Below are 19,265 nucleotides of genomic sequence, written 5' to 3' on the forward strand. Positions count from 1 at the left end.
AGACGTGAGCAGCCCGGCGGCAGAATCTGAGCAACGGCAGCGTGCGACTGAGTAGGTGCCGAGCGGTTGGGCCCGCTACCTCCACCAGGAGTCGGCGGGGCCGACCGGGAGCGAGCGCTTGTGCTCTGTCGCCGCGTAGCGCGCGATGATCGCGTCGGCCACGCTGTCGGCGACCTCTTTGCCCTCGAGGAAGTCGTCGATGTCGGCGTAGGTGAGCCCGAGGTTGGCTTCGTCGGTCTGGCCGGGGGTGTCGTCGAGCAGGTCCGCCGTCGGGGCCTTGAGGTAGAGCCGCTCGGGCGCATCCAGTGCTTCGAGCAGCGCGCGGCCCTGCCGCTTGGTGAGGCCCGACAGCGGCAGGATGTCGGCGCCGCCGTCGCCGAACTTGGTGAAGAAGCCCGTCACGGCTTCGGCGGCATGGTCGGTTCCCACGACCAGCAGGCCCTCGTCGCCGGCGATGGCGTACTGGGCGACCATGCGGGCGCGGGCCTTGACGTTGCCCTTGTTGAAGTCGGAGATGGGACGCCCGACAGCGTCGATGAACTCCGCGGCGATGCCGTCGACTCCTCGCTTGATGTCGAACGTGATCACGCGCTCGGGCTTGATGAACGTCAGCGCGAGCTGGGCGTCGTCTTCGTCGGCCTGAACGCCGTACGGCAGGCGCACGGCGATGAAGGTCGCCTGCACGCCCTCGCCCTGGAGGCGCTCGACGGCCAGCTGGCAGAGGCGACCCGCGAGCGACGAGTCCTGGCCGCCGCTGATGCCGAGCACGAGACCCTTGGCCCCCGTGCGGCGCAGGTAGTCGACGAGAAAAGACGTGCGGCGTTCGATCTCGGCGTGAGCGTCGATTGTGGGCAGGACGGTGAGGGCATCGATGATGTGGGCCTGTTCTTCGCGCATGAGTACAAAGCTACGCCGAACAGCGCCTCGACGCGCCTAAAGCTGCGTGGGAGGAGTCTGATCCGCCTGCGCCGGCGTCGGAACGGCCGCCGCGGACTCGACGATGTAGGCCGACTGCCCGGTTGCTCCGGCCTCTCCGCGACCCAGCGGGATGACGAAGACGGCCGTGCCGTAGGCGCAGACCTCGGTCCAGTTGGTGCCCATCTCCGAGGTGTCGAACCGCATGGCGACGATCGCGTTCGCGCCCTTGGCTTCGGCCTCGAGCACCATGCGGTGCATGACCTCCTGGCGGCTCTCGTACAGGGCCTTGGTCATCTCGGGCAGCTCGCCGCCGCCGAGGGCGCGGAAACTGGCCGTGAACTGCGCGCCGATGTCGCGCGATCTCACGGTGAGGCCCATCACCTCGCCGAAGACGGCATCGATGCGGTGGCCGGCGATCTCATTGGTTGTCACGACGATCATGGCTCGATGCTAGCGGCGACGACGCCGTCATGCGGGTACCTTTCTCGGTATGAGTTCGTCGCGCCCCGTGCTGTTCCTTGTCTCTGCCGAAGCCGGATGCGTGCGGGCCGACCCCGAGACTCCTCACGTGTCGGTCATGGACCTCGGGGTGACCCGGGGCGATGGCATCTTCGAGACGATCAGCGTCTGCGACGGCCGGGCGCAGGCGTTGGAGCCTCATCTCGCCCGCTTCGCGCGCTCGGCGCGCCTGCTCGACCTGCCCGAGCCCGATCTCGACCTCTACAGGAGGGCCGTGCTCGCGGCCATCGAGGCGCACGACGACGTCGCCGAGCTCTACGTCAAGACGGTCATGACCCGGGGCATCGAGGGAACGGGAGTCCCCACGGGATGGGCGTATGCCGCCGAGGCGGGCGACTTCGCGCGGGCTCGCACCGAGGGCATCCGAGCCGTGACTCTCGACCGGGGCCTCAGGCACGACGTCGCCCAGACCTCACCCTGGCTGCTCCAGGGCGCGAAGACGCTCTCCTACGCAGTGAATCGCGCGGCGCTGCGGGAGGCCGAGCGCCGCGACGCCGACGACGTGATCTTCACGTCGAGCGACGGGTACGTTCTCGAGGGCCCCACGGCCAACGTCATCCTGCGTCGGGGCGACACCTTGGTCACGCCCCGCACCGACCAGGGGATCCTGGCCGGAACGACGCAGGCGAGCGTGTTCGACTTCGCCGCCTCGATCGGTCTGGCGACGGAGTACGCGCTGGTTCCCGTCGCCGAGCTCGCGTCGGCCGATGCGCTCTGGCTGGTGTCGAGCGTGCGGCAGGCGGTTCCGATCAACAGCCTCGACGGTGTCGAGCGGGAGATCGACGCCGACCTCAGCGCGCGGATGACGGCCTACCTGCTGGGGCGCCGCGAGTAGGGAAGGCCGCGCTCGAGGTCAGTGCTCCAGTGCGGAGCGGATCCACGACTCGATGCCGCCGATGTGCACCGTGAGGGCGGCTCGGGCCATCTCGGGATCGCGGTTCTGGAGGGCCTGCAGAATGGCGGCGTGCTCTGCGAGGGTGCGTGCCGAGGAGCCCTCCTGGGTGATGCCTCGCCAGATACGGGCCCGGATCGTCTCGCCCGACATGCTGTCGAGCAGGCTCGCCAGGTAGGCGTTGCCGCCGGCCTCGCTGATGAGCCGGTGGAACTCCAGGTCGTGAGCCACGAGCTCCTCCACCGAGGTGGTGAGCGACACGGCGTCGAGCGAGGAGCGGAGCCGCTCCAGCTCCTCGTCGGTGATGCGGGTGGCTGCCAGAGCGGCGGCGTGCGGTTCGAGAACGCGCCTCACGTCGAAGATCTCGACGATCGACTGGTTCTGGTGCAGGTCCACGACGAATGCCATCGCCTCGAGCAGCAGCCGGGGCTCGAGGCTCGTGACGTACGTGCCGTCGCCGCGGCGGACATCCAGCACCCGGATGATCTCGAGCGACTTCACCGCCTCGCGCAGCGAATTGCGCGACAGGCCGAGCGTCTCGCTCAGCTCCTTCTCCGGCGGCAGTCGCTGCCCGGGCTTCAGCTCGCCGGAGACGATCATCGCCTTGATCGTCGAGATCGCGTCATCCGTCACTGCCACCGGGTCAGCCTAGCCGGGCCGGAAAATGAAACCGTTCGACCGTCTCGGCGAGCATCTGCGCGCCCGACCCCGGCTGCTGGGGTGCCCGGTAGCGCCCATTGCGGATCACGACCGGTTCGACGAAGTGCTCGTGCAGGTGATCGACGAATTCGATGAGTCGCCCCTCGGTCGTGCCCGAGACCGCGATCGAATCGAACATCGCCAGGTGCTGCACCAGCTCGCACAGGCCGACGCCGCCGGCGTGCGGACAGACCGGTACGCCGAACTTGGCCGCGAGCAGCAGGATCGCGATGTTCTCGTTGACGCCGGCCACGCGGGTCGCGTCGATCTGGAGGATCTGCAGCGCATCCGCCTGGAGGAACTGCTTGAACATCACCCTGTTGGCGCCGTGTTCGCCCGTGGCCACAGGGGTGGGGGCGATGGCGCGTGAGATGGCGGCGTGGGCCAGCACGTCGTCGGGATTCGTCGGCTCCTCGACCCAGGCGAGGTCGAAGGGCGCGAGCTCCGAGATCCAGTCGATGGCCTCGTCACGATCCCAGCGCTGGTTCGCGTCGACGGCGATGCGCACGTCGGGCCCGACCGTGTCGCGGGCGATCGCCAGGCGCCGGATGTCGTCGGCCCGGTCAGCGCCGACCTTCAGCTTGATCTGGGTGAAGCCGTCGGAGACCGCCTCGGAGCACAGTCGCGCCAGCTTCTCGTCGGAATAGCCCAGCCATCCCGGAGTGGTCGTGTAGGCGGGGTAGCCGTGCTCGATCAGCGACGCCTCGCGGCCATCTCGGCCTTCCTGCGCCGCGTGCAGGATCTGCAGCGCGTCGTCACGGGTCAGCGCGTCGGACAGGTAGCGGAAGTCGACCAGATCGACGATCTCGTCGGGAGTCAGCCGCGAGAGAAGCTGCCAGAGGGGCAGTCCTTCGCGCTTGGCCCGCAGGTCCCACAGAGCGTTCACCGCGGCGCCGATGGCCATGTGCATCACGCCCTTCTCCGGTCCGAGCCAGCGCAGCTGCGAGTCGTAGACGAGTTCTCGCCACGTGCCGCCCATGTCGGCGAGCAGCGGTTCGACCTCTCGGCCAACGAAATAGGGCTCGAGAGAGCGGATCGCCTCGACCTCGACGTCGTTGCCACGGCCGATGGTGAAGACGAAGCCGTGCCCCTCGTGGCCGTCGGATGCGTTGGTGCCGATCACCAGGTAGGCGGCCGAATAGTCGGGGTCGGGGTTCATCGCGTCGGAGCCGTCGAGCGACAACGACGTGGGAAATCTCACGTCGCTGAGGCGGAACTCGGTGATCTTGCTCATTGCGCTCCTTCGGGCTACGGTGGTGCCGAGCCTAAACATAGGATGTCTGCGCTGTCAAACACGGCGTCCGTCACGACCCACTTCGAAGAGGAAGCATCGATGAAACTCGCCAGACTGGGCCCGGTGGGCCACGAGATCCCCGTGCTGATCGATGGCGACCGCCATCTCGACCTGCGCGGCGTCGTGACCGATCTCGACGGCGCACACCTCGCATCCACGGAGCTCGACCGCATAGCGGCGGCGCGCGACGCAGGCGGGCTGCCCGAGCTCGAGGGGGCGGCCGAGCTGCGGGTCGGCGCGCCCATTGCCAGGCCGGGGTCGATCCTGTGCATCGGCATGAACTACGCGGCGCACGCGGCCGAGTCGGGCTCGGCGCCGCCGGAGATCCCGATCCTGTTCCTCAAGACCACCAACACGGTGGGCGGCCCCTTCGACGAGGTCGACATTCCGAGGCGCAGCGTGAAGACCGACTGGGAGGTCGAGCTCGGCGTCGTGATCGGCGAGCGCGCCCTCTACCTCGATTCGCCGGCCGACGCGGAGCGGCACATCGCGGGCTATCTGACCGCGAACGACCTGTCGGAGCGCGACTTCCAGCTCGCCGAGTCGGGCGGCCAGTGGAGCAAGGGCAAGTCTGCTCCGGGCTTCACGCCGCTCGGCCCGTGGCTGGTCACCGCCGACGAGGTAGACCCCAGCGATCTGCGCCTGCGCAGTTGGGTGAACGGCGAACCGCGTCAGGACTCGTCGACCGCCGACCTCATCTTCGACGTGAATCACATCGTGTGGCACCTCAGCCAGTACCTCGCGCTCGAGCCGGGCGATGTGATCCTCACGGGAACACCGGAGGGGGTCGCGCTCTCGGGCCGGTTCCCGTACATCGCCGAGGGCGACGTCGTCGAGATCGAGATCGAGGGGCTCGGCCGCCAGCGCCAGCACTTCGGCCAGGCATAGGAGGAGCAGACATGGCACAGGAATTCGACGGCCTGGTGGCCCTCGTCACGGGTGGGGCGTCGGGAATCGGCGCGGCCATCGTGGCCGAACTCATCGATCGCGGTGCCCGGGTGGCGGTGCTCGACCTGAGGATCGACGGCGCGCACCTCGACGCGTTCGCCGTGGCGACCGACATCGGTGACGACGCGTCGGTGCGCGGGGCGGTGGATGCGGTGGTCGCCGAGTACGGATCGCTCGACATCGTGATCAACAACGCCGGCATCGGAGCCCAGGGAACCGTGGAGGACAACCCCGACGACGAGTGGACGCGCGTGCTCAACGTGAACGTGATCGGCATCGCCCGCGTGAGCCGGGCAGCGCTGCCGCATCTCAGGACGTCGACGGCCGCATCCATCGTGAACACCTGCTCGATCGCGGCCACCGCAGGCCTTCCGCAGCGTGCGCTCTACAGCGCGTCGAAAGGTGCCGTGCTGTCGCTCACCCGAGCGATGGCGGCCGATCACCTGCGCGAGGGCGTGCGTGTGAACTGCGTGAACCCGGGCACGGCCGACACGCCGTGGGTGGGGCGCCTGCTCGACAGTGCTGCCGACCCGGCCTCCGAACGAGCGGCCCTCGAGGCGCGGCAGCCGCACGGCCGCCTGGTCGCGGCATCCGAGATCGCCGACGCCGTCTGCTATCTCGCCAGCCCGCGCAGCCGCTCGACCACCGGCACGAGCATCGCGGTCGACGGCGGAATGCAGGAGCTGCGCCTGCGCCCCGCCGAGCCGAGAGAGGCCGCCTCGTGATCCTCGACTCCCACGCGCACCTCTGGCGGAGGGATCGCACGCCGCAGCCCTGGATCGACGGCGCCTCCATGGCGCCGATCGACCGCGACTTCTGGCTCGACGACCTGCACGAGGCGCAGCGCGAGGCGGGCATCGACGGCACGATCCTCGTGCAGTCGGCGAACAGCGCATCCGAGACCATCGACCTGCTGTCGCTCGCGGCCGATCCGGGCGTTCGCGGCGTGGTCGGCTGGATCGACCTGACGACCGACGTGGCGTCCCAGCTGGAGCGCGTGCGGCAGACTTCCGGCGGCGACCACCTCGTGGGAATCCGGCACCTGGCTCACCAGGATCCCGACGACCACTGGCTGCGACGCCCCGACGTGGGCACGGGCCTCGAGGCGCTCGCCGAGGCGGGACTCGTGTTCGACCTGGTGGTGCGCCCCGATCAGCTCTCCGATGCGGCGGCGCTCGCGGCCGAGCATCCGGCCGTCACCTTCGTGCTCGATCACCTCGGCAAGCCGCCGATCGCGGGCGGCGACCTCACCGTCTGGTCGGCGGGTCTGCGGGCGATCGCCGCCTCGCGCAACGTGCACGCGAAGCTCTCTGGTCTGGTGATCGAGGCCGACTGGTCGACGTGGTCGATCGACGAGCTGCGCGAGCCGGTCGAGCTCGCCCTCGAGGCGTTCGGGCCGAGCCGCCTGATGTTCGGCAGCGACTGGCCGCTCACGCGGGTGACCGGCGGTCTGACGAGCTGGGCGGATGCCGCCCGCGAGCTGACGTCGGGGCTCTCGCAGAGCGAGCGCGACGACATCTTCGGCCGCACGGCGGCCGGCGTCTACCGACCCGTCCCCCCACCCCGAAAGGACTGACCCATGCGCGTCGCCCTGCACTCCGTCGTGCGCGAAGGCCTCGAAGACGGCTACGACAGCACCCACGCCACGATTCCGGCCGACCTCGTCGAGAGCTTCGCGCGGGTCGGAATCCACGACTGGACGATCTGGCGCAGCGGCCGCGACCTCTTCCACGTGGTCGACTGCGACGACTTCGAAGCAGCCATGACGGCCCTCGACTCAGACCCGGCCAACGCCCGCTGGCAGGACATGATCGGGCCCTTCGTCGACCATTTCGAGACGGTGGGCCCGGGTCACGCCGGGCTCGTGGTGCCGCAGGTGTGGAGGCTCAGCGAACAGGACTAGCGGTGCCGGCCCGAGTCAGACATCCGATGTCTAGGGATGACGTCTACGAGCGATTCGGCTCCGGCGCGCCGGCGCCGATAGCCGATGCGATGCGCACATACGAGTGCGAGATGTGCTCGACCATCGCGCTCTCTGCGGCGGCGGCATCTCCGCTGCGCAGCGCCTCGAGAACAGCCTCGTGCTCACCCGACGTCTCGTCGGCGACCCCGTGCTTGAAGAACAGACGGTAGTGGTGCATGTGCGAACGCAGCCGCACGATGGCGTCGGAGAGCAGCGCATTCCCCGAGTGCTCGGCGATGAGCTTGTGGAACTGCGCATCCTGGTTCATGAAGTCCTTGTAGTCCTGAAAGCGGTCGTCGCCCGACTGCGACGCCTCGCCGCTGCGGTGCATCTCGATCGCCAGGCGCTCGAGCTCGGCCAGGGCCTCGGGGGTGAGCCGCTCCACGGCGAGACGAGTGGCCGTGGGCTCGAGCAGCCGGCGCATCTCGAACAGCTGGCGCAGCCCGTCGTCGTCGAGCAGCGGCGCCGCCGTGTAGCCCTTGAGCGCCTGCTTGAGAACGAGACCCTCCGACTCGAGGCGGGCCAGGGCCTCGCGCACCGGCGTGGGCGACACGTTCAGCTGGCGGGCGATGCCGTCGATGCTCGCTCGCGACCCGGGTTCGATCACCTGGTCCATGAGCAGCTCGAGCACGGCGTCGTACACATCGTCGGCGAGCGCACGGCGCGCGGGAAGGAACCTCGACCCGTCGTCGGCGCTCATGCTCATGTGGCCCATGTTATTGCGTTGTCTCACGATGGCCGGGAGACGAGGCCCGCCTCCGCCAGCTCCGACCAGATCTCGTCGGGAACGGTGCGGGCGAGAAGGCTCGCGTTGCGTTCGGCCTGTCGCGCGTCGCGGGCACCCAGCACGACCGTCGAGACGGCCGGATGCCGCAGGGGGAACTGGGCGGCCAGCTCGGGAACGGTGAAGCCGTGCGCCTCGGCGATGTCGGCGATGGCGTCGACCTTCGCGACGAGATCGCCGGATGCGGCCGCGTAGTCGTAGTGCGCGTCGGGCGACGGCCGATCGGTCGCCAGGATGCCGGAGTTGAAGACGCCCGCCGCGGCGATCGACACCCCTCGGGCGAGCGCGGCCGGCAGGAGGTCGGCGAGGCCGCTCTGATCGAGGAGGCTGAAGCGCCCGGCCAGCATCACGATGTCGAGGTCGGTGTTCTCGACGAAACGCGTGAGCATCGCCGACTGGTTCATGCCCGCGCCGTACGAGCGGATGACGCCCTGCGACCTCAGCTCGTCGAGTGCCGGGAACGCGCCGTCGAGCGCCTCGCGATAGTGCTCGTCCGGATCGTGCACGAACAGCACGTCGATGCGGTCGATCCCCAGCCGTTCGAGGCTGCCCTCCACCGAGCGCAGAACGCCGTCGCGGGAGTAGTCGACGATGCGATCGCGGTCGGCCGGAACGTCGAACAGGTTCGCCATGTCGCTCGCGCCCTCGGGGTTCTCGCGCGGCACGATGATGCGGCCCACCTTCGTCGACAGCACGTACTCGTCGCGGGGCAGGCCGGCCAGCGACTCGCCCAGTCGCTGCTCGGCAAGACCAAGGCCGTAGTGCGGCGCCACATCGAAATACCGGATGCCCGACGCCCAGGCGGCGGGCACGCATCCGGGCCACACGTCGTCGGGAAGGGCGCCGTAGAGATTGCCGAGCCCGGCGGCGCCGAAGCCCACAGGCCCGACGCGCAGGCCGCCGCGGCCGAACGGGCGCGTCGCCGTCTCGTGGCCCAGGGTCGTCTCGTTCACCGGTTCACCGTACTTTCACTGTATCGAGGGCGTCGAGGTTCCAGTCGATGCCGATGCCCGGTTCGCCCGGCGCGTGGGCGCGGCCGTCGACGATCGACAGCTCCTGGTGGGTGACCGCCCGCAGCTGGGGGATGTGCTCGAGGTAGAGCGCGTTGGGAATCGCGCAGGTCAGCGACACGTGCAGCTCCATGAGGAAGTGCGGGGCGACCTTCACGTTGAACGCCTCGGCCAGATGCGCGACCTTGAGCCAGGGCGTGATGCCGCCGATGCGGGCGACGTCGACCTGAACGATCGAGGCGGCGCCGGCCTGCAGGTACTCGCGGAAGTGGCCGATCGAGTACATGCTCTCGCCCACGGCGACCGGGATGCTCGTGGAACGTGCGAGGGCGAGGTGGCCCTGCACGTCTTCGGCGGGCAGCGGCTCCTCGAACCAGAAGATGTCGAGGGGCTCGAACAGCCGCGCCCGCCGGATCGCCTCGGCCGCGGTCATCGACTGGTTGGCGTCGATCATGATGTCCATGCCAGGGCCGACCGCGTCGCGCACCGCGGCGAGGCGCTCGGCGTCTTCATGGGCTCGGGGCTTGCCGACCTTGATCTTGACGCCGTTCATGCCGAGCCTCTGCGACTCGACAGCCTGGCTCACGAGCTCGTCGGTCGTGAAGTGCAGCCACCCGCCCTCGGTGTCGTACACGGGAACCGACGGGCTGGAGCCGCCCGCCTCGATCCACAGGGGCAGGCCCGCGGCCTTGCTCCGGGCATCCCAGACGGCCGTGTCGACGGCCGCCAGCGCGAGCGCCGTGATCGGGCCCACCGTGGTGGCGCGGGTCGAGTTGAAGAGGGCCGTGTAGATCTCCTCCGTGCGCGTGGCGTCCATGCCCACGAGGACCTGCAGCAGACTCGTGCGCAGCAGGCTGAGCACCGCCGGTCCGCCGGTGCCGATCGTGTAGCTGTAGCCGATCCCTTCGACCCCCGCAGAGGTGCGGATGCGCACGAAGATGGTCTCCTGCTTGATGAACGACTGCATGGCGTCCGTGCGCACGGTCTCGACGGCGATGTCGCAGAGCCAGGCGTCGGCATCCACGATCGTGTGCGCGCCCATCAGCGGCCCCCGAATCCGCCGAGGGCGACGCCCTTGATGAGTTGTCGCTGCAGCAGCGCCACGATGATGAGCGACGGGATGACCGCGAGGGTGGCGGCCGCCATCATCAGGCTCCACTGGGTGCCGCGCTCGCCCGTGAACATCGAGAGGCCCAGCGGCACCGTCGCCAGGTCCTGGCTGTTGATCACGATGAGCGGCCACAGGTAGGAGTTGTAGTAGCCGATGAACGAGAAGACGGCCAGCACCGACAGCGGCGCCGTGAGCTGGGGGAGCAGCACCGACCAGAGGGTGCGGAACCGCGAAGCGCCGTCGATGAGCGCCGCCTCCTCGTACTCGAGGGGGATCGTGAGGAAGAACTGCCTCATGAGGAAGGTGCCGAAGGCCGTGAACGCGAACGGCACGATGAGGGCGGCGTAGGTGTCGACGAGTCCGAGCTTGTTCATCATGATGAACAGCGGAACGACCAGCACCTCCTGGGGCAGCACGAGCGTGAGCACGTAGAGCAGGAAGAGGCGGTCGCGGAACTTGAAGCGCAGTCGCGAGAACGCGTAGGCCGACAGCACCGCCACGATGATCGACAGCAGCGCGCCGAGGATCGAGACGAAGAAGCCGTTGAAGATGAAGCGGCCGAACGGAACGAGGGTCCAGGCGTCGCTGAAGTTCTGCCAGCGCACCTCCGATCCGATGAACGTGGGGCTGCTCGAGAACACCTCGTCCTCCGGTTTGAGCGCGGTGAAGAACATCCAGATGAACGGGAAGGTGAAGACCAGCGCGACGACGGCGATGGCGGCCGTGTTGGCCCATGTCTTGACGGCCGTTCGGCGCTGGGCCGGACGCATCCGGGTCTTGACCCTGCGCGGTCGGTTCACGGTGTCACTTGTCATAGTTGACCCACTTCTTCTGGCCCGCGAACTGCAGGGCGGTGATGAGCATCACGACGATGAACAGGATCCAGGCGAGCGCCGAGGCGTAGCCGAGCTTGTCGAAGACGAAGCCGTTGCGATACAGGTAGAGCACGAAGGTGTTGGTCGATTCGCCGGGGCCGCCCTGGGTGAGGATCTGCGGCTGCACGAACACCTGGAAGGCGCCGATCATGGTCATCGTCATCGTGAAGAAGAGCGACGGCGAGATCATGGGGAGGATGATGAAGCGCAGGCGGTTCCACGCGCTCGTGCCGTCGACGCGCGAGGCCTCGAGGATCTCCTTGGGGATGCCTCCGAGGCCGGCCGAGAGCACGATCACGTTGTAGCCGAACGACTGCCAGACCGACATGGTGATGACGGCGAGCAGGGCGAAGCGCGAGTCGGACAGCCACGAGGCGCCCTCGATGCCGAAGGTGCCCAGCAGCGAGTTGAGCAGTCCGTCCTGCGAGAGCATCAGGCGCCAGATCAGCGCGTTGGCGACCATGGGGGTGATGGCGGGCAGAAAGAAGATGACCCGCCAGAAGCCCGAGAACTTGAGCTTGGTCGTGAGCCAGAGCGAGACGCCCAGGGCCAGAGCCAGGTTCACCGCCGTGTAGACGAACGCGAAGATGACGGTGTTCAGCAGCACCGTGTAGAAGGTCGGGTCGCCGAAGAGCTTCTCGTAGTTGGCGAAGCCGATGAAGGTGGGGGAGCCGAAGAGCGGCCACTCGAAGAGACTGATGACGAGCGAGCCGATGAGCGGAACCACGATGAAGAACACGAATCCGGTGAACCCGGGCGCGAGGTACGCGAGGGCGACGAGTCCGTCGCCCTTCTTCTTCTTGCCGGCCGGGGTGGGGATGCGCACGGCCGGCTGGTCGGCGGCGGGTGCCACCGCCTCCGAAGAGGCGATGACACCCGGGCTGGTGGAGATGGCCATGCGGCTACTCGCCCACCGAGTTCTGGATCGTGTCCATGATCTCGTCTGCCGTCTTCTCACCGCGGTAGCCCTCGACGCCGTACTGGCTCATCAGCGTCTCCACCTGGTTCCAGGTGGGAGTCGTGATGTAGGCGCTCGCGTTCTCGAGCAGCGCGTTCACGGCGTCGGCGGCCTCGGGCGACTTGCCCTCCGCCCAGGCCGGAACGGCCTCGGGACGGGAGGGGACGATGCCGCGGGACTGCGCCTGCGCCTCGAGCACGGGGGTGGTGGTCATGGCGAGGATCGCCTTGAACGCCGCGTCGGGGTCGGAGCAGTTCTTCGCGATGCCGAAGCCGGAGCCCTGCGTCATGCCGTGCGCCTCGCCGGAGGTGCTCGGAACGATGGTGACGCCCATCGTGAAGTCCGCGGCCTCGTCGAAGGTGCCGTACATCCACGGGCCCTCGAGCAGCATGGCCGCGTCGCCGCTGGTGAAGGCGGCCTGCGACACGTCGGAGGAGTCGGCCGCCTCGGGCGCATTGGCCACCTGGTCGACCGAGACGAGATCGAAGAAGCTCTGGATCTCGTCGACGAAGTCGGAGTTCGTGAGGTCGAGCGTGCCGTCCTCATCCACTCCGCTGTAGCCGTCGGCCGTGGCCCAGGCGGTGGGAATCGAGATGCCGGGCGCGATGGCCAGCCCCTTCTTGTCGCCGCTGGTGAGCGCCTTGGCGTCACTGATGAACTGATCGCGGGTGTACGTGGCGCCGGGCGGGGTGAGGCCCGCCGCCGTGAACGCGTCGACGTTGTAGAACAGCACGATCGGCTCGGCGTCGTAGGGGATGGCCCGGATCGTTCCGTCGACCGTCATGCCGTCGAGCATCGACGCGTCGTAGTCCGACGTGTCGACGTCGTTCGATGCGATCAGATCGTCGAGCGGCAGCAGCAGTCCCTCCAGCTCCTGTGCCCGGGCCGCCTGTGTGGTGAGGATGCAGGGCGGGTTGCTGCCGGAGAGGCGCGTCTTGACCTTGGTCCAGTAGTCGTTGAAGTTCGGCCCGTCGATCGTGATCTTGAGGTCGGGGTCCTCCTTCTGGGCGAGCGAGACGAACGACTCCCACTGGTCGCGGTCGCTCTGGCTGCTGACCCAGGTGTACATCGAGAGGGTTCCGTCGGCCGCGGCCGATCCTCCACTCGAGCACCCGGCGAGGGCGGTCATGGCTCCGGCCATGAGAACGGCCGTTCCGATCGTTGCGGCCCGTCTGCGTCGATTGTTGCGTGTCACTGTGTGTGCCTCCTTCATTGGATTCATCATGTGATTGCCTACGCGAGACCCTGTTCGCGGCCGATCGGGTGACGGTCATTGTCGAGCCCGATCGGGAGCTAAATCCTATAGGGTCTTTGATATAGGGATAGTCGGACTATAGGTCGACGCCGATCCGGCGTCAAGGTCTCTCAGCGAAAGTCGACGGCGATGACGTCGACGAGAGCGCCGGATGCCCGGGGTGCGGGAATGCGGATCTCGCCGCTGGGCTCGGCGTCGTGCGAGACCTGCTCGTGCACCTCGAAGCTCACGGAGTGATCAAGCGCCTCTCCCGTCTCGAGAAGCCGGATGCCGCTGATGCGCCGAACGGGCAGGCCGCGAACCACGACCTCCTCGACGGGCGTCATGACGAGGTGAAGATAGAGCGTGCCGGGCCGCGCCGTGCTCGGGCCGTAGAAGTCCACTCCCGCGGTCGGCTGCACGCCGACCACGCTCTCCGCGTGCCGGTCCATCCACGAGCCGATGTCCTGCAGTCGCTCGATCTGCACCGGGTTGAGGCTGCCGTCGCCCTTGGGCCCGATGTTCAGCAGCAGGTTGCCGCCGCGGCTCGCCACCTCGATGAGTGTGGTCACCAGAGATCGGGGGGACTTGTCGGCCGTGTCGTCCGGCCTGTAGGCCCAGTTGTCGCCGATGGTCAGGCACAGCTCCCACGGGCCCGTCGGCGCCTCGATGGGGAAGGCCTGTTCGGGGGTCTTGTAGTCGCCCTGGCCGAGCAGGCGCTCGTTGATGACCACGTCGGGCTGCAGGCTCTTGATGAGCTCACGGAGGCCGGCACTGTTCCACTCGTCTTCGTTGCGCTCCCACTCGCCGTCGAACCAGAGCAGATCGATCGTTCCGTAGTTGCTGAGCAGCTCGGTGAGCTGGCCGCGCAGGTACTGCTGGAACCTCGCCCACTGCTCGGGACTCGCGCGGCGGTGCCGATCTGTGGCGATGGGCTTGTCGGCGTTCTCGGGCAGCCCGGCACCGGGCCAGTGCTCTTCGGCGTACGGAAGGTCCGACGGCTGGAACGCCGGGTAGTCGGGGTGGTTCCAGTCGGGAAGGCTGTAGTAGATGCCGACCCGGATGCCTTCGGCGCGGATCGCCTCGACGAACTCCTTCGTGATGTCGCGGCCGAACGGCGAGTTCTGGATGCCGAAATCGGAGTGCTCGGTGTGGAACATCGAGTAGCCGGCGTGATGCCGCGCGGTGAAGACCACGTACTGGGCGCCCGCGCGCTTGGCGAGACGGGCCAGTTCGGTGGCGTTCCACTCGATGGGATTGAACGTCGCCGCACTCGACTGGTACTCGTCGACCGTCACCGGGTCTTCGACCTCGGTGGCGCCGGGAATGATGGAGCGGCCGACCAGGGGCCACGAGATTTCGATGCCCTGCTGGCTGGCGTGGTCCCAGTGCACGAAGAGGCCGAAGCCCGCACCGATGAACCATTCACCGCCCGGCAGCGAGAAGTCGTCGGGTCTGATGAAGCTGTCTGGCAGATGCGCCATGGATGAACTCTCCCTTGAGTCGGCCCTGTAGGTCAGTGGCTATTTCCTATAGGATAAGAGCGATCATCGTCGCTCTGCAAGGGTGCGTGCGACGAATGATGTTCGACCGGCACCCAGCCCACGATGCAGAGAGGCATACGAAGCCCATGGCCATGTTCACAGACGGAGCGACCCGCCCGGCGGACTACGAGAAGTTCGTCACCCCGACACCGCAGTGGTATTCCGACGCGAAGCTCGGCATCTTCGTGCACTGGGGGCCGTTCTCGGTTCCCGCCTGGGCCGAGCCCATCGGCGCGCTCGGAACCATCGAGAAAGAGCACTGGTTCAGGCACAACCCCTATGCCGAGTGGTACTACAACACCATCCGCATCGAGGGCAGCCCGGCGCAGCAGCACCAGATCGAGACCTACGGGGGCGCCCCCTACGACGACTTCATCGACATGTGGACGGCCGAGAAGTTCGACGCCGACGCGGTGCTCGCCCTCGTGGCGAGCACGGGCGCCCGCTACTTCGTGCCCACCACCAAGCACCACGACGGCGTCACGCTGTGGGATGCGCCGGGAACGGGCGACCGCAACACCGTGCACCGCGGCCCGAAGCGCGACCTCATCGCCGAGTTCCAGCGGGCCACTGTCGACGCCGGCCTGCACTTCGGCGTCTACTACTCGGGCGGCCTCGACTGGTTCTTCGGCAAGAACCCGCCGATCGTGCGCGACGACATGCCCCGGCCGGTCGACCAGGCCTACGCCGACTACGCCTTCGACCACGTGAGCGACCTCATCGCGAAGTACACCCCCGACGTGCTGTGGGGCGATATCGAGTGGCCGGATGCCGGCAAGACGCCGGGCCCCAAGAGCCTCATCACGATGTTCGAGCAGTTCTACGCTGCCGCTCCCGACGGCGTCGTGAACGACCGCTGGGGCGAGACCCACTGGGACTTCCGCACGAGCGAATACGAGCAGGGGCTGGGCGTCGAGGCCGAGGCCACCTGGGAGAACTGCCGCGGCATCGGCTACTCCTTCGGCTACAACCGGCTCGAAGACGAGAGCAACTCGCTCGACGGGGCCGCGGCCATCCATCACTTCGTCGACGTGGTGTCGCGCGGCGGCAACCTCCTGCTCAACATCGGCCTCACGGGCGAGGGGCTCGTGCCCGAGCTGCAGCGACGCACGCTCGAGCAGCTCGGTGCGTGGAACGAGGTGAACGGCTCGTCGATCTTCGGATCCCGGCCGCTCGATGCCTCCATCGCGACGGCCTCCGACGAGCCCTGGGTGCGCTGGACCCGCACGGGTGACACCGCCCACGCCTTCGTCGAGACGACGGAGCCCACGGTGCTGCTGCAGCTCGACGCGTCCCGGCTCGTCGCCTCGAGCGCGCGCACGGCGAGCGGCGAGCCCCTCTCCGTCTCCGAGGGCTACGGCGGGATCGTTGCGAGCCTGCCCGCCGCCACGATCGCCGGGCCGGTTCAGATCACCTTCGACCTCGTCTGACCCGGATGCACGACACCAACCACCTCATCGAAGGTCGGCTCGAGCGGTTCCTGCGTGATCGCATCCGGCCGCACGCCAGCACCGTTCTCGCCGAGCTGCAGCTGACCGCCTGGCACGTCGACGGAGGCCAGGGCGAGCCGGTCGCTCCGGCCGCCGCCCTCTCAGACGAGACCGCGGCTCTCTACGAGCCGTTCGGCGTAGGCGACGCGTGGGGCCCCGCCTGGGGAACCACGTGGTTCCGGGTGCGAGGCCACGTTCCGGCCATCGCGGCCGGTCGCCGCATCGAGCTGCTCGTCGACCTCGGCTGGCATGGGGACTCGTCGGGCTTTCAGGCGGAGGGCCTCGTCTACACGCCCGACGGGCGTGCGGTGAAGGGGCTCAACCCCATGAACCAGTGGATTCCGATCGCCGCCGAGAGCGCAGGGGGAGAGGACATCGACCTCTTTATAGAGGCAGCCGCCAACCCGCAGGTGTTCGACCGGCACGACCGGCCGTTCACCTCCACGCCGCTCGGCGAGAAGGCGACCGCCGGCATCCGGCCCCGCTATCGCGTGAACCGCGCCGACATCGTGGCCGTCGACGAGGAGGTGACCGCGCTCGTCGCCGATCTCGAGTTCCTCGGGGGTCTGGCCGCCACGCTCGGCTCCCAGGATGCGCGACGCTGGCGCATCCTCGAGTCTGTCGACCGCGCGCTCGACCTGGTCGATCCGGCCGATGTGCCCGGCAGCGCCCCGGCCGCGCGCGCGGCGCTGCGACCGGTTCTGGATGCGCCGGCCGTCGCATCCGCCCACCGGGTGAGCGCGATCGGCCACGCGCACATCGACTCGGCCTGGCTCTGGCCGACACGCGAGACGGTGCGCAAGGTCGCCCGAACGGCAGCGAACGTGCTGCAGCTCATGGATGACCGACCCGAGCTGAAGTTCGTGATGTCGAGCGCGCAGCAGTGGGTCTGGCTGCGCGACGACCGGCCCGAGCTCTATGCGCGAGTGCTCGAGAGGGTGCGCGAGGGCCGGTTCATTCCCGTGGGCGGCATGTGGGTGGAGTCGGACACCAACATGGTCGGAGGCGAGGCCATGGTGAGGCAGTTCGTGGCCGGCGCCCGCTTCTTTCACGACGAGCTCGGCATCGACAGCCGCGTGGTGTGGCTGCCCGACAGCTTCGGCTACTCGGCCGCGCTGCCGCAGATCGTGCGACTCGCGGGGTTCGACTACTTTCTCACCCAGAAGATCTCGTGGAACCAGGTCAACACCTTTCCGCACCACACCTTCGACTGGGTGGGCATCGACGGCACGGCGGTCTTCACCCACTTTCCGGCCGCCGACACGTACAACGGTGACCTCACGCCCGCCGAGCTCGCGCACACGGCCCGGAACTTCGCCGACAAGGCCCGCGCGTCGCGGTCGCTGATTCCCTTCGGATTCGGAGACGGCGGCGGCGGGCCCGTGCGCGAGATGCTCGACAGGGCCGAACGAGCCGCCGACATCGAGGGTCTGCCCCGCGTGGCCATCGAGTCGCCCGAGGAGTTCTTCGATGCCGCACGGGCGGAGTACGATCCGGCCCCGCAATGGTTCGGCGAGCTCTACCTCGAGCTGCACCGCGGCACCTACACGAGCCAGTCCGAGATGAAGGCCGGCAACCGCCGCAGCGAGCACCTGCTGCGCGAGGCCGAGCTGTGGGCCGCGACCGCCGCCGTGCGTGGCGTCGCCGACTACCCCGTCGAGGAGCTCGCCGAGGCGTGGCGGCTGGTGCTGCTGCAGCAGTTCCACGACATTCTGCCGGGATCGTCGATCGCCTGGGTGCACCGCGAGGCCCGCGAGCGGTACGCCCTCGTGCGTGAGACGCTCGAGCGGCTCATCGCGGCGGCGCAGGAGGCGCTCGCGGGTACTTTGTCCGGCTCGGGTCAGGCTCCGGACGCCGCACGGCTGGTCTTCAACGCCAGGCCGCACGCGGTCGACGGCGTGCCCGCGGGCGGGGCCGGCGCGATCGCTCGACCCATCGCATCCGATGTCGCCGTTCGTGTATCGCCCGACCGTGACGGGTTCGTGCTGTCGAACGACGCGGTGACCGTGCGCCTCGACGGCGCGGGAACGATCGTGTCGATCGTGACCGCCGCCGACGGGCGCGAGGCCGTGGCGCCCGGGCAGCGGGCCAATCTGCTGCAGCTGCATGACGACAAGCCGGTGATGTGGGACGCGTGGGACATCGACGGCTACTACCGCAACGCGGTGACAGACCTGCTCGACGTCGACGGCATCGAGGTGGTGGCCGGCGGAGTGCTGGTGCGGCGCAGTTTCGGCGCGTCGACCGTCGAGCAGCGCATCACGCTCGACGACGCATCGGCGGTCGTGCACTGCTCCACCCGGGTCGACTGGCACGAGACCGAGAAGCTGCTCAAGCTCAGCTTCCCCGTCGACGTGCACGCCGAGCGCGCCCGGTTCGAGACGCAGTTCGGGCACCTCTCGCGGCCGATCCACGAGAACACGTCATGGGATGCCGCACGTTTCGAGGTCTGCGCGCACCGCTGGGTGCACGTGGGCGAAGGCGAGGGAGTCGCCATCGCGAACGACTCGAGCTACGGGCACGAGGTTCGACGCGTCGCCCGCTGGGGAGGCGGCATGAACACGATCGTGCGCGTCTCGCTGCTGCGGGCGCCGACGTATCCCGACCCGGACACCGACCATGGGGTGCACGAGTTCCGCACGGCGATCGTTGCCTCGGCGAGCATCGGCGACGCCGTGCGGGTCGGGTACGAGCTGAACATCCCGCTGCGAGAGAGCGTCGGGATGCCGGTCGAGCCGCTCGTGGCGGTGGTAGGCGACGGGGTGTCGGGCGACGGGGTCGTGGTCGAGGCGGTGAAGCTCGCAGAGGACGGCTCGCAGGATGTGATCGTGCGTCTCTACGAGTCGCTCGGGCAGACATCCACGGCGCGGGTGTCGGCGAGCTTCGACGTGTCGGAGCTGCGCGAGGTCGATCTGCTGGAGCGGCCGATGGAGCAGCTCGGGCTGCAGCGCGATCCCGTTCTCTCGGGCGACGTCGTGACTCTGCGCCCATTCGAGATCGCGACGCTGCGCTTCGTGCGATAGGCG

General features: G+C 68.5%; 18 protein-coding genes. 7 read left to right on the forward strand and 11 right to left on the reverse strand.

Going from position 1 to position 19,265, the window contains the following annotated elements; translation table 11 throughout:
- Positions 1 to 75: 75 nt before the first annotated feature.
- Complete coding sequence (gene nadE, locus QCD70_RS10015; RefSeq protein WP_301215684.1) at positions 76 to 897, reverse strand: ammonia-dependent NAD(+) synthetase; 822 nt, start codon at positions 895 to 897, stop codon at positions 76 to 78.
- A 36-nt stretch (positions 898 to 933) separates the two neighbouring features.
- The gene (locus tag QCD70_RS10020) at positions 934 to 1,359 is read right to left on the reverse strand and encodes a YbjQ family protein (RefSeq protein ID WP_301215686.1); all 426 of its coding nucleotides are present in this window, start codon (positions 1,357 to 1,359) and stop codon (positions 934 to 936) included.
- A 49-nt stretch (positions 1,360 to 1,408) separates the two neighbouring features.
- Here QCD70_RS10020 and QCD70_RS10025 point away from each other — a divergent pair, with 49 nt between their 5' ends.
- Positions 1,409 to 2,272: an aminodeoxychorismate lyase gene (locus tag QCD70_RS10025; protein WP_301215688.1), complete on the forward strand. Its 864-nt coding sequence runs from the start codon at positions 1,409 to 1,411 to the stop codon at positions 2,270 to 2,272.
- Between the two features lie 18 nt (positions 2,273 to 2,290).
- Here the strand turns inward: QCD70_RS10025 and QCD70_RS10030 are convergent, their stop codons facing one another.
- Positions 2,291 to 2,968 (reverse strand): FadR/GntR family transcriptional regulator, encoded by a 678-nt coding sequence (locus tag QCD70_RS10030; RefSeq protein WP_301215691.1) that lies wholly within the window; start codon positions 2,966 to 2,968, stop codon positions 2,291 to 2,293.
- 4 nt (positions 2,969 to 2,972) lie between these two features.
- Positions 2,973 to 4,262 carry an enolase C-terminal domain-like protein gene (locus tag QCD70_RS10035; protein ID WP_301215693.1) on the reverse strand — a complete coding sequence of 430 codons (1,290 nt, stop codon included), beginning with the start codon at positions 4,260 to 4,262 and terminating at the stop codon, positions 2,973 to 2,975.
- A 99-nt stretch (positions 4,263 to 4,361) separates the two neighbouring features.
- Between QCD70_RS10035 and QCD70_RS10040 the strand changes: the two genes are divergently transcribed.
- Genes QCD70_RS10040 through QCD70_RS10055 form a run of 4 tightly spaced genes read left to right on the forward strand, consistent with a single transcriptional unit; the run spans position 4,362 to position 7,173 of the window.
- Positions 4,362 to 5,210 (forward strand): fumarylacetoacetate hydrolase family protein, encoded by an 849-nt coding sequence (locus tag QCD70_RS10040; RefSeq protein ID WP_301215695.1) that lies wholly within the window; start codon positions 4,362 to 4,364, stop codon positions 5,208 to 5,210.
- Between the two features lie 11 nt (positions 5,211 to 5,221).
- Positions 5,222 to 5,995 (forward strand): SDR family NAD(P)-dependent oxidoreductase, encoded by a 774-nt coding sequence (locus QCD70_RS10045; RefSeq protein WP_301215697.1) that lies wholly within the window; start codon positions 5,222 to 5,224, stop codon positions 5,993 to 5,995.
- Positions 5,992 to 6,846, forward strand: coding sequence for an amidohydrolase family protein (locus tag QCD70_RS10050; RefSeq protein ID WP_301215699.1), 855 nt, complete (start codon positions 5,992 to 5,994; stop codon positions 6,844 to 6,846). Before QCD70_RS10045 ends, QCD70_RS10050 begins: the two co-directional genes overlap by 4 nt.
- Before the next feature lie 3 nt (positions 6,847 to 6,849).
- Positions 6,850 to 7,173 carry an L-rhamnose mutarotase gene (locus QCD70_RS10055; RefSeq protein WP_301215701.1) on the forward strand — a complete coding sequence of 108 codons (324 nt, stop codon included), beginning with the start codon at positions 6,850 to 6,852 and terminating at the stop codon, positions 7,171 to 7,173.
- A gap of 43 nt (positions 7,174 to 7,216) precedes the next feature.
- Here the strand turns inward: QCD70_RS10055 and QCD70_RS10060 are convergent, their stop codons facing one another.
- The 7 genes from QCD70_RS10060 to QCD70_RS10090 form a co-directional block, all read right to left on the reverse strand.
- Positions 7,217 to 7,939, reverse strand: coding sequence for a GntR family transcriptional regulator (locus tag QCD70_RS10060; RefSeq protein WP_301215702.1), 723 nt, complete (start codon positions 7,937 to 7,939; stop codon positions 7,217 to 7,219).
- A gap of 23 nt (positions 7,940 to 7,962) precedes the next feature.
- Positions 7,963 to 8,970, reverse strand: coding sequence for an aldo/keto reductase (locus QCD70_RS10065; protein WP_301215703.1), 1,008 nt, complete (start codon positions 8,968 to 8,970; stop codon positions 7,963 to 7,965).
- 4 nt (positions 8,971 to 8,974) lie between these two features.
- Positions 8,975 to 10,069, reverse strand: a complete 1,095-nt coding sequence (locus QCD70_RS10070; RefSeq protein ID WP_301215705.1) for a mandelate racemase/muconate lactonizing enzyme family protein — start codon at positions 10,067 to 10,069, stop codon at positions 8,975 to 8,977.
- Positions 10,069 to 10,953 (reverse strand): carbohydrate ABC transporter permease, encoded by an 885-nt coding sequence (locus tag QCD70_RS10075; RefSeq protein ID WP_301215707.1) that lies wholly within the window; start codon positions 10,951 to 10,953, stop codon positions 10,069 to 10,071. Before QCD70_RS10075 ends, QCD70_RS10070 begins: the two co-directional genes overlap by 1 nt.
- Positions 10,943 to 11,911, reverse strand: a complete 969-nt coding sequence (locus QCD70_RS10080) for a carbohydrate ABC transporter permease (protein ID WP_055943754.1) — start codon at positions 11,909 to 11,911, stop codon at positions 10,943 to 10,945. The genes QCD70_RS10075 and QCD70_RS10080 overlap by 11 nt, the downstream gene beginning before the upstream one ends.
- Positions 11,912 to 11,915: 4 nt before the next feature.
- On the reverse strand, positions 11,916 to 13,166 hold the full coding sequence (locus tag QCD70_RS10085; RefSeq protein WP_301215710.1) for an ABC transporter substrate-binding protein: 1,251 nt from the start codon (positions 13,164 to 13,166) through the stop codon (positions 11,916 to 11,918).
- A 170-nt stretch (positions 13,167 to 13,336) separates the two neighbouring features.
- Complete coding sequence (locus QCD70_RS10090) at positions 13,337 to 14,689, reverse strand: alpha-L-fucosidase (protein WP_301215712.1); 1,353 nt, start codon at positions 14,687 to 14,689, stop codon at positions 13,337 to 13,339.
- Positions 14,690 to 14,835: 146 nt separating this feature from the next.
- Here QCD70_RS10090 and QCD70_RS10095 point away from each other — a divergent pair, with 146 nt between their 5' ends.
- Positions 14,836 to 16,179 carry an alpha-L-fucosidase gene (locus QCD70_RS10095; protein WP_301215714.1) on the forward strand — a complete coding sequence of 448 codons (1,344 nt, stop codon included), beginning with the start codon at positions 14,836 to 14,838 and terminating at the stop codon, positions 16,177 to 16,179.
- A gap of 5 nt (positions 16,180 to 16,184) precedes the next feature.
- Complete coding sequence (locus QCD70_RS10100; protein ID WP_301215716.1) at positions 16,185 to 19,262, forward strand: alpha-mannosidase; 3,078 nt, start codon at positions 16,185 to 16,187, stop codon at positions 19,260 to 19,262.
- The last annotated feature ends 3 nt before the right edge of the window (positions 19,263 to 19,265 follow it).

Origin of the sequence: Agreia sp. PsM10 (genome assembly GCF_030433855.1) — a bacterium.
In the GTDB taxonomy this organism is placed as follows: Bacteria; Actinomycetota; Actinomycetes; order Actinomycetales; family Microbacteriaceae; genus Agreia.

What these genes read in the sequence shown, in the direction of transcription:
- nadE (WP_301215684.1), bottom strand. Translation starts at nt 897, where the DNA reads ATGCGCGAAGAACAGGCCCACATCATCGATGCCCTCACCGTCCTGCCC.
- QCD70_RS10020 (WP_301215686.1), bottom strand. Translation starts at nt 1,359, where the DNA reads ATGATCGTCGTGACAACCAATGAGATCGCCGGCCACCGCATCGATGCC.
- QCD70_RS10025 (WP_301215688.1), top strand. Translation starts at nt 1,409, where the DNA reads ATGAGTTCGTCGCGCCCCGTGCTGTTCCTTGTCTCTGCCGAAGCCGGA.
- QCD70_RS10035 (WP_301215693.1), bottom strand. Translation starts at nt 4,262, where the DNA reads ATGAGCAAGATCACCGAGTTCCGCCTCAGCGACGTGAGATTTCCCACG.
- QCD70_RS10040 (WP_301215695.1), top strand. Translation starts at nt 4,362, where the DNA reads ATGAAACTCGCCAGACTGGGCCCGGTGGGCCACGAGATCCCCGTGCTG.
- QCD70_RS10045 (WP_301215697.1), top strand. Translation starts at nt 5,222, where the DNA reads ATGGCACAGGAATTCGACGGCCTGGTGGCCCTCGTCACGGGTGGGGCG.
- QCD70_RS10055 (WP_301215701.1), top strand. Translation starts at nt 6,850, where the DNA reads ATGCGCGTCGCCCTGCACTCCGTCGTGCGCGAAGGCCTCGAAGACGGC.
- QCD70_RS10060 (WP_301215702.1), bottom strand. Translation starts at nt 7,939, where the DNA reads ATGAGCATGAGCGCCGACGACGGGTCGAGGTTCCTTCCCGCGCGCCGT.
- QCD70_RS10070 (WP_301215705.1), bottom strand. Translation starts at nt 10,069, where the DNA reads ATGGGCGCGCACACGATCGTGGATGCCGACGCCTGGCTCTGCGACATC.
- QCD70_RS10075 (WP_301215707.1), bottom strand. Translation starts at nt 10,953, where the DNA reads ATGACAAGTGACACCGTGAACCGACCGCGCAGGGTCAAGACCCGGATG.
- QCD70_RS10080 (WP_055943754.1), bottom strand. Translation starts at nt 11,911, where the DNA reads ATGGCCATCTCCACCAGCCCGGGTGTCATCGCCTCTTCGGAGGCGGTG.
- QCD70_RS10090 (WP_301215712.1), bottom strand. Translation starts at nt 14,689, where the DNA reads ATGGCGCATCTGCCAGACAGCTTCATCAGACCCGACGACTTCTCGCTG.
- QCD70_RS10095 (WP_301215714.1), top strand. Translation starts at nt 14,836, where the DNA reads ATGGCCATGTTCACAGACGGAGCGACCCGCCCGGCGGACTACGAGAAG.
- QCD70_RS10100 (WP_301215716.1), top strand. Translation starts at nt 16,185, where the DNA reads ATGCACGACACCAACCACCTCATCGAAGGTCGGCTCGAGCGGTTCCTG.